At 73.0% G+C, this 8,716-nt stretch carries 10 protein-coding genes; all 10 read right to left on the bottom strand.

Annotated elements, in window-relative coordinates; translation table 11 throughout:
• Positions 1-337: 337 nt before the first annotated feature.
• Positions 338-1,651, bottom strand: coding sequence for a GAF domain-containing protein (locus A6Q79_RS12105; protein ID WP_202967671.1), 1,314 nt, complete (start codon positions 1,649-1,651; stop codon positions 338-340).
• Between the two features lie 66 nt (positions 1,652-1,717).
• A complete protein-coding gene (locus tag A6Q79_RS12100; RefSeq protein ID WP_067859644.1) occupies positions 1,718-2,536 on the bottom strand; it encodes an ABC transporter permease in 819 nt (272 codons plus the stop codon).
• The gene (locus A6Q79_RS12095; protein WP_286691052.1) at positions 2,533-3,480 is read right to left on the bottom strand and encodes an ATP-binding cassette domain-containing protein; all 948 of its coding nucleotides are present in this window, start codon (positions 3,478-3,480) and stop codon (positions 2,533-2,535) included. The genes A6Q79_RS12100 and A6Q79_RS12095 overlap by 4 nt, the downstream gene beginning before the upstream one ends.
• Before the next feature lie 53 nt (positions 3,481-3,533).
• Positions 3,534-4,577, bottom strand: coding sequence for a tRNA (adenosine(37)-N6)-threonylcarbamoyltransferase complex transferase subunit TsaD (gene tsaD / locus A6Q79_RS12090; protein WP_286691053.1), 1,044 nt, complete (start codon positions 4,575-4,577; stop codon positions 3,534-3,536).
• A gap of 42 nt (positions 4,578-4,619) precedes the next feature.
• Positions 4,620-5,402, bottom strand: a complete 783-nt coding sequence (locus tag A6Q79_RS12085; protein WP_289017154.1) for a 1-acyl-sn-glycerol-3-phosphate acyltransferase — start codon at positions 5,400-5,402, stop codon at positions 4,620-4,622.
• Positions 5,403-5,456: 54 nt separating this feature from the next.
• Positions 5,457-5,933 (bottom strand): DUF5709 domain-containing protein, encoded by a 477-nt coding sequence (locus tag A6Q79_RS12080; RefSeq protein ID WP_286691055.1) that lies wholly within the window; start codon positions 5,931-5,933, stop codon positions 5,457-5,459.
• Positions 5,930-6,397 (bottom strand): DedA family protein, encoded by a 468-nt coding sequence (locus tag A6Q79_RS12075; RefSeq protein ID WP_067859671.1) that lies wholly within the window; start codon positions 6,395-6,397, stop codon positions 5,930-5,932. Before A6Q79_RS12075 ends, A6Q79_RS12080 begins: the two co-directional genes overlap by 4 nt.
• Complete coding sequence (rimI, locus tag A6Q79_RS12070) at positions 6,394-6,840, bottom strand: ribosomal protein S18-alanine N-acetyltransferase (RefSeq protein ID WP_286691056.1); 447 nt, start codon at positions 6,838-6,840, stop codon at positions 6,394-6,396. The genes A6Q79_RS12075 and rimI overlap by 4 nt, the downstream gene beginning before the upstream one ends.
• Complete coding sequence (tsaB, locus tag A6Q79_RS12065; RefSeq protein WP_067859678.1) at positions 6,837-7,478, bottom strand: tRNA (adenosine(37)-N6)-threonylcarbamoyltransferase complex dimerization subunit type 1 TsaB; 642 nt, start codon at positions 7,476-7,478, stop codon at positions 6,837-6,839. The genes rimI and tsaB overlap by 4 nt, the downstream gene beginning before the upstream one ends.
• A gap of 749 nt (positions 7,479-8,227) precedes the next feature.
• The coding region (tsaE, locus tag A6Q79_RS12060; protein WP_286691057.1) for a tRNA (adenosine(37)-N6)-threonylcarbamoyltransferase complex ATPase subunit type 1 TsaE at positions 8,228-8,716 on the bottom strand (489 nt) is incomplete at its 5' end.

The following is an 8,716-nucleotide window of genomic DNA, read 5'->3' as shown; positions in this document are numbered from 1 at the left end:
GCTGGTCGAGTAGCGGCACGCGCGACGAAGGAGCGCCGTGGCCGCGTATCGAGACCACCCCGCAACGGCCCAGCGCAGGCCAACCCCCAGCGACCGCTGGGTGTGGTCTCGATACACCTCCCCTCGCTGGCGCTCGTGGAGGCACTCGACCAGCGAAACCCACCGCTGGTCGAGTAGCAGGGACGAGCTTGCGAGGTCCCTGCGTATCGAGACCACCCGGCAACAGCCCAGCGCGGGCCAACCCCCAGCGCCAGCCCAGAGTGGTCTCGATACGTCGGGCCCAGGCTCGTTCCTCGCCAGACCCGACTACTCGACCAGCGGGACGCGGTGCCCGGGGTCAGCCGAAGGCGCGGTCGAGCTTGTCGACGTGGGCGGCGACCTGGGCGTGGCGTGGGGAGGAGACGGGGAGGATCTCGAGCGCCCGCGACCACACCCCGAGGTCCTCGCGACCGTGCGGCGTGTCCGCGAACGACAGCAGCGCGTCGGCGTCGTCGCAGGCCAGGAGAGCGGAGACCAGCTCGAGGTGCAGGTCGTCGCGCAGCTCCTCCACGGCGGGAGCGGTCGACGACGGCAGCACCGGGCCGCGGTAGGCGGCGACGGCGCTGCGCAGACGTCCGTCGCGCAGCAGGTCGCGGACCTCGTCGACGTCGGTGCGCACCGCGCTGCGCAGGCGGTAGGGCCGCGACGCGAGCTCGAGCGGTCCGAGGACCCCGCGCAGCCTCGACAGCTCCGCGCGGATCGTCACCGGCGCCTGGTCGTCGTCGCTGAGCGCCACGCCCAGCTCCGCGGCCGTCATGCCGTCGGGGGCCCGCGACAGGAGCAGGAGGAGCTCGCTGTGCCGACGACTCAGCCGCGAGGTGAGCGGACCGACCTGCAACGTCGCGCCGTGCACGCCGAGGACGTCGAGGCGTGGTGCCGACCATCCGCTCGTCACGTGCAGCGGTGCGGTAGCCGGCTGCAGGCGTGCGATGCGCAGCTCGGCCTCGACCGCGGCGGCGGTCGCCCGCACGAACCCGAGTCCCTGGGCCGTCGCGACCTCGGGGCCGCCGGTCACGTCGAGGACGCCGAGCACCGCGCCGGTGTCGGGGTCGTGGATGGGCGCCGCCGAGCAGCTCCACGGCGTCACCTGGCGCCCGAGGTGCTCGGGGCCGAAGATCTGCACGGGCCGTTCGATCGCCAGGGCCGTGCCGGGCGCGTTCGTCCCGGCGCTCGTCTCGCTCCAGTCGGCGCCCGGCACGAAGTGCATCGACTCCGCCCGCGAGCGAAGCGACGCCGCGCCCTCCACCCACAGCAGCTGGCCGGCGGCGTCACTCACGGCGACGAGCAGGCCCGCCTCCCCGGCCGACTCGACCAGGAGCCGTCGGATGACCGGGAGCCCGGCCGCGAGGGGGTGGTGCTCGCGGATCTCGCGCAGCGCGTCGTCGTCGAGCGTGATGCGCGGGAGGTCGGTCTCGGGGTCGAGGCCTTCGGCGAGACTGCGCTGCCACGACTCCCGCACGACGTCGCGCAGTGGTGCGTCGGTGGCGCCGGAGGCCAGGAACTCCTCGTGAGCCCGCCGCAGCCGCCGCGAGAGGGCGTCGGGGTCCGAGCCCGGTGGCATCGCGAGGTCACGTCCGTGGTGCCTCGCGCGCGGCTCGGAGGTGCGTGCCATGCCGCGAGTGTACGTGACGCGGCTCACGCCCAGAAGGGACGACGACGGACTCCGTCCGCCAGGTGCTCAGGCGTCGCGGCGCTGGAACGCGAGGGTGGCCAGCACGAGGAGCACGACGACGAACACCGTCATCGTGATGCCGCCGCCTACCGCGCCGAACGGCTTGTAGCCGAACACCTGGAACGCGTCGTTGAGCGAGACGCGCGTGTACATCTGTCCGCCCGCGTCGTACGGCAGGAACTTGAGGATGTCGACGATGCCGCCGCGGCTCGTCGGGTCGCCCGAGGACGCCTTGATGGCCAGCACGACCGCCTTGACCAGGCCCTCGACGAGCGACGGGACGAGCAGGAGCAGCGCGACGGCGCCCGTCTGGTTGCGGGTGAGGGTCGCGAACGCCAGGCCGGAGAGCGAGAACAGGGTCGTGTAGAGGACGGTGCCGACGGTGATGTCGCGCAGCCCGCCGACGCTCGGCAGTCCGACGCCGAACAGCACGGCGCTGAGCAGCGCGATGCCGACGCAGACCAGGGCCGCCACGAGGGAGAGGACGGCCGTCGTGACCACCTTGGCGAGCATGACGTGCAGACGGCTGGGCAGCGCGGTCAGCGTCGCGCGGATCATGCCGTGGCGGTACTCGTGCCCCATGGAGAAGACCCCGAGCAGGCCGATCACGTAGGCGATGAACAGCGGCGCCACGCCGAGGGTGGCGCCGACGGTCACGAGGATCGCGAAGGTCTGGTCGCCGCCTGACAACGGCCCCGTCTCGGGCAGGTTCCAGGCGATGAGCACGGTCAGCAGGAGCTGGAACCCGAAGGCGACGCCGAGGATCCAGTAGGTGGACCGGATCGTGCGCAGTCGGGTGATCTCGTAGCGGAGCGCGTCGGTCATCGGGCACCCCCCGCCTCGCCGGCCGGACGGTCGGCGGTGATCGCCCCGCGGTACTCCTCGTCGAGGCCCGTGGCGTTGAGGAACGCCTCCTCGAGGGTGGCGCGCCGGACCGACAGCTCGTGTACCCGCGCGCCGTGCTCGTGCGCGAGGTCGCCGACCCGGGCGGCGTCGAGGCCCGTGACGCGCTGCAGACCGTCGTCGTCGGGGGTGAGGGTCCCGCCCGCGGCGACGATGGCCGGAGCGAGGACGCCGAGGTCGGGCGTGCGCAGCAGCACCTCGGCGGTCCCCCCGTGCTCGACGAAGTCCTTGACGGGACCGCTCGTGAGGAGGCGCCCGCGGCCCACGACGACGACCTCGTCGGCGAGCTGCGCCATCTCCTGGAGCAGGTGGCTCGAGACGAACACCGAGCGCCCCTCCCCCGCGAGGTGGCGCAACAGCTGGCGCAGCCAGGTGATGCCCTGCGGGTCGAGCCCGTTGCTGGGCTCGTCGAGGATCAGGGTGTGCGGGTCGCCCAGGAGGGCGGCGGCGATGCCGAGCCGCTGGCCCATGCCGAGGCTGAACTTGCGGGGCCGGCCCTTCGCCTGCGCCGAGAGACCGACGAGCTCGAGCACCTCGTCGACGCGGCGCCGCTCGATCCGGTTGGCCACCGCGAGCATCTGCAGGTGATGGCGTGCCTGGCGGGTCGGGTGGAAGGGCTTGGCCTCCAGCAGGGCCCCGACGTGGCGCATCGGCTGCTCGAGCTCGGCGAACGTGCGTCCGTCGAACGTCGTGCGACCCTCGCCGCGGTCGAGACCGAGCATGAGCCGCATGGTCGTGGACTTGCCCGACCCGTTCGGGCCGAGGAAGCCCGTGACGCTCCCCGGGTGCACGGTGAAGCTCAGGTCGTCGACCGCTCGCCGGGTGCCGTAGCTCTTGCCGAGCCCTCGTGCCTCGATGACTGCCACGGGGTCAGCCTGCCAGACGGACGGGCCGGGGGTGGCGTCCCGCGCGCGGCGGGTCAGGCGACGATGCGGGTGACGGGCAGGCTGGAGTCGACGGGCAGGTCAAGCGACGACGGAGCGACGCCGCGCGCGACGACCTCGGCGCCCAGCGCCGCGACCATGGCGCCGTTGTCGGTACAGAGCCCGGGCCGAGGGATGCGGACCTCGATGCCCGCCGCCTCGGCCCGGGCGAGCACCATCTCGCGAAGTCGTCCGTTGGCGGCCACGCCACCGCCGACGACGAGCGTGTCGACGTCGTGGTCGCGGCAGGCCTGGACGGTCTTGCGGGTCAGGACGTCGACGACGGCGTCCTGGAAGGAGGCGGCGACGTCGGCGACGTCGATCTGGCGTCCCATGCGCTGCTCGTGCTGCACGTGCCGCGAGACGGCACTCTTGAGGCCGGAGAAGGAGAAGTCGTAGCGGTAGCGCTCGGCGTCCTTGGCCGCGGTGAGACCGCGCGGGAAGGCGATCGCGGTGCCGTCGCCCTCGCGCGCCACCCGGTCGATGTGCGGACCGCCCGGGTACGGCAGGCCCAGCAGGCGGGCGACCTTGTCGAAGGCCTCGCCGGCGGCGTCGTCGATCGTGGTGCCCAGCATCGTGATGTCGGAGGCGATGTCGTCGACGAGGAGGATCTCGGTGTGGCCGCCGCTGACCAGCAGGGCGGCGACGCGACGGTCGAAGCGGCCGTGCTCGAGCTGGTCGACCGCCACGTGGGCGGCCAGGTGGTTGAGGCCGTAGAGCGGCTTGTCGTGCGCGACGGCGAGCGCCTTGGCCGCGGCGACGCCGACCAGGAGCGCACCGCTGAGACCTGGTCCGCAGGTGACCGCGATCGCGTCGACGTCGCTCACGTCGAGTCCGGCCTGCGCGTACGCCTGCTCGAGCGTGGGCACCATCGCCTCGAGGTGGGCCCGGCTCGCGACCTCGGGCACGACACCGCCGAAACGCACGTGCTCCTCGACGCTGGAGGCGACCGCGTGGGCGAGGAGCTCGGTGCCGCGGACGATGCCGACACCGGTCTCGTCGCAGGACGACTCGATGCCGAGGACGAGGGGTTCGCTCACCGGCCCAGTGTCCCAGATCGGCCACCGCGGGCGGCCCGCGGCTCAGGGCTGCGGGTCGGTCCCACGCTCGGCTGCACGGGCCGCACGGCGGGCTGCCTTGGCGGCCTTCTCCTCGGCGTCGAGGCGGGCGGCCTCCTCGGGCGTGGGCGCGAGTCCGCCGTACCGGGCCGGTGCCCACCACTGGCCCTCGGGCGGGGTCGGGTACTCGCGGATCGCCTTGTCGAGCAGGGCGGTCATGGCCTCGCGCAGCTGCTGGGTCTCGGCGACCGGGTCCTCGCCGGTCACCGGGATCGGCTCGCCGACGTGCAGCGCGATCGTCTTGCCGCGACCCCAGATGTCGGAGTCGTGGTCCTTCGTCTTCAGCAGCTGGGTGCCCCAGGTGACCATGGGGATGAGCGGCACGCCCGCCTCGGCGGCCATGCGCACGGCACCGGTCTTGAGCTCCTTGATCTCCATCGAGCGGCTGATCGTGGCCTCGGGGAAGATGCCGACGATCTCGCCGGAGCGGGCGTACTCGACGGCCTTGTCGTAGGACGCCTGGCCCGCGTCGCGGTCGACCTCGATGTGGTGGAACGAGCGCATGAGCGGCCCGCCGACGGCGTGGTCGAAGGCCTCCTTCTTCGCCATGAAGCGGACGAGCCGGCCCGATGGCTGCGCGGCGAGCCCGTCGAAGACGAAGTCGACGTAGCCGATGTGGTTGGCGGCCAGGATGGCACCGCCCTCGCGCGGGATGTGCTCCGTCCCCGACGTCTGGAACTTCATGCCGAGGACCTTGAAGAGGGTCTTGGCGGTGACGATCACCGTCGGGTACGTGTAGTCGCGCATCGGCTCAGGATAGTGCACAGATGTGCACCCAGGAGTGCGAGGACGGGCCGTCGCTCAGACGTCGGGCGTGCCCGCGCTGATGTCGTCGGGGTCGTCCTCGACGACGTGCACGGCAGCCTCCTCGGCGCTCGCGGCCGCACCGTCGATGCCGACCTCGTCGCCCACGAGAGCCTTCTCGGTGTCCTCGGCCAGACCCTCGTCGGGCGCGACGAGACGACCGGAGCGGTCGTCGCCGATCTCGGGGTCGCCCAGCTCGTTGGCGTTGCCCTCGGGGTCGACGTCGGCGTACGGGTCGACGTCGGGCTCCTCCTGGGCGACGCGCTGGTCGAGCGTCTCGCCCTCCAGGGCCTCCTCCGCGGTGGTGCCGAAGCCCTCGCCGGGGCTCCACTTCTCGGCCGGCGAGTAGCCCTCGTCGAGCACGTCGTCGACGCCGCGGTCGACGAGCGTGTCGTCGGGCTGGAGCTGGTCGAGCACCTCCGAGTCGTCGCGGTTCTCCTGGGTGTCGTCAAACTCGAGGGGTCCGTCAGTCATGCGTCCAGCCTTCCACGGCGTCGACGCGACGCAACCGCTGCGACGACCGCCACGAGCACGACGGCCGCGACGGCGACGGCGACGGCCTGGCCGCGGTCGGTGCCGGTGCGCAGCGCCGCGAGGAAGACACCCGCCCCGACGGTGCTCCAGACGGTCGCCCAGAGCGCGGCGCCGGGCACGAGGCCGACGAGGTAGCGGGGCACGGACATGCGCGCCAGACCCGCGCCGGCGTTGACGACCGTCTGCGCGCCGACGGTGAGGAAGCTCGCCGTGACGACCGGCGGCCCCCACCGCTCGACGCGGTCGACGGCGGCCTGGAGGCGCGGTCCGGGCGGTCGGCGCCGCACGACGCCGGCGGCCACCAGGCGACCGATCCCGTAGGTGGCGCCCGCGCGCAGCAGCACGATGGCGAAGAGCGTCAGCCAGGCCCACGCCCACGGCCAGGAACGGATCTGCTCGGTCACGTGAGCTCCCCCGTCAGCCCGACCTGGAGGACGAGGGCGTCGCGACCACCGGCGTAGTACCTGCGACGTCGGGCGAGGTGCTCGAACCCGTGCGCCGCGTAGAGCGCCAGGGCGGCGTCGTTGTCGGCGGCCACCTCGAGCAGCATGCGGTCGGCGCCGCGCTCGCGGGCCGCGTCGCGGCCGGCCTCGACGAGCTGCGACGCGAGGCCACGTCGGCGGTGCGTCGGCGCGACGGCCACGCGGTGCAGGTCGGCGACGTCGGCCACCACGCCGACGTCGACGTACCCGACCACGGTGGCGTCGCTCTCGGCGACGAGCACGGCACGATCGGGGTGGGCGATCTCCGCGCGCAGGGTCGGCTCGGACCATGCGTCGGCCGCGAAGGCCTGCCCCTCCAGCTCGAGCAGGACGGGCAGGTCGGTCTGCAGCGCCGGCCGGATCACCGCACCGGGGCGGCGGGCTGCGCGTCGGGGCGGCGCAGGTAGAGCGGCTCGAGCCCCAGCACCTCGACGTGGCCTCGCACGACGCCCTCGGCGAGCGCGGCGGCGGACGGGTCGAGGGGACCGTCGGTGGCGTCGAGCACGTCGGCGTAGAGGGTGGCGCCACGTCCGACGACGGGCAGGTCGGGGTGGAGCCGCGCGAGCTCGACGGGCTTGTCGACGTGCGGTCCGTCGACCCGGCGCGGGACGCCGTCGGCGTCGGGCACGTAGCGCGCCCAGTAGACCTCCTTGCGCCGCGCGTCGATGGCGACGAGGTGCTCGGCGCCGAGGCCCGCGTCGAGGGCGAGCGCGTCGAGCGAGCAGACGCCGTGGCTCGTGAGGCCGAGGGTCGCGGCGAGGGTGCGCGCGGTGACGATCCCGACCCGCAGCCCGGTGAACGGTCCGGGACCCACCCCGACGGCGACGTCGGTGAGGTCGGCGGCGCTACGTCCGGCGTCGGCGAGCGCGTCGCGTACCGCCGGGGCGAGCAGCTCGCCGTGCGCCATCGTCCCCTCGCCCTGCGCCGACCCGACGACCTGGTCACCGTCGTGCACGGCGACGCTCACCGCGGGTCCGGACGTGTCGATCGCGAGCAGCAGCACACGAGTGAGCCTACCCTCACCTCCCGACGCGCCACGTGGGGTCGGGGCGGGGACTCGCCGCTGCGTGGGTCTCGTTCGACTCGTCCTGCGGCTGCGTGAGTGCACCGTCGTGTGGACCTTGCCGCTGCGCTGCCTCGGCCTTCGCTGTGGGTGGTCTCCGAAAGGGCCTCGACCGGGCAGCTGGCGACCGTGCTGGTCCGGGGTCTCGGGCTGTGGCTCGCGTGGGACGCAAGGATCTGCGTTCGTGCTTCGCGCGAGCCAAGGCTTCTGCGTTTGCCACGGGATCCCGTCGTGAACGCAGAGGCGTTCGGCCTCGCACGCGTGAATGAAGACCCTCGGGTGCCCTTTGCGTTGGGGTGACGAACGATTCTTCCTTCGTGTGGACCGTTCCACACGAAGGAAGAATCCTTTCGCGCTCGCCCCCGCCATCGGTGGATCTACCACCTTCAGAGCGCTCAGAAGGTGGCAGATCCACCGACGGGACGCGCAAACGCAGAACCTCGGCCCTAGAACGCAGAAACGAAGAATCTTGCGTCGGGAGCGGGCTCAGCCAGACCCCGAGACCCCAAGCCGCCCCCAGGCCCGCTGCCGGTCGAGGCCCTTTCGGAGACCAGACACAGCGCCAGCAGAGGCAGCGCACCAGCAAGGTCACGACGACCGCAGGCAGCGCACCCGCAGGACGAGACCCCCGCAGGCAACGCACCACCAAGGTCACGACCCCCACACCACGCAGCGCCGCGGCCAGCACCTCAGCCGAGAAGCGTGGAGCGCAGCGGCACGTCGACCCAGCGGGGACCGTTCGGCTTGATGGTCACGACGCGGGGCTCGGCCTCGTCGGGGTGGTCGCCGTCGTGCTCGGTGCCGAGGGGGTCGATGGGGCGGGCACCGCGAACCTCGATGCTCACCGAGAGCCAGCTGTCGTTGAGCTGCTCGGCCATCCCCTCGCCCCACTCGACGACGGTGACGGCCTCGTCGGAGGCGGTGTCGAGGTCGAGGTCGTCGACCTCGGCGGCGCTGCCGAGGCGGTAGGCGTCGACGTGGACGAGGGCGGGACCGTCGACGAGCGACGGGTGCGTGCGGGCGAGCACGAACGTCGGCGACGTGACGGGTCCGCGCACGTGCAGCGCGTCGCCGAGCCCCTGGGTGAACGTCGTCTTGCCGGCGCCGAGGTCGCCCGAGAGGACGAGCAGGTCGCCGGGGCGCACCAGCTCGGCCACGCGCGCGGCGAGGTGCTGCAT

The sequence above is a fragment of the Aeromicrobium sp. REDSEA-S32_B7 genome (assembly GCF_001626145.1).
In the GTDB taxonomy this organism is placed as follows: Bacteria; Actinomycetota; Actinomycetes; order Propionibacteriales; family Nocardioidaceae; genus Aeromicrobium; species Aeromicrobium erythreum.
The sequence above is the reverse complement of the archived record's forward strand: the minus strand, read 5'-3'. Positions and strand labels throughout refer to the sequence as shown.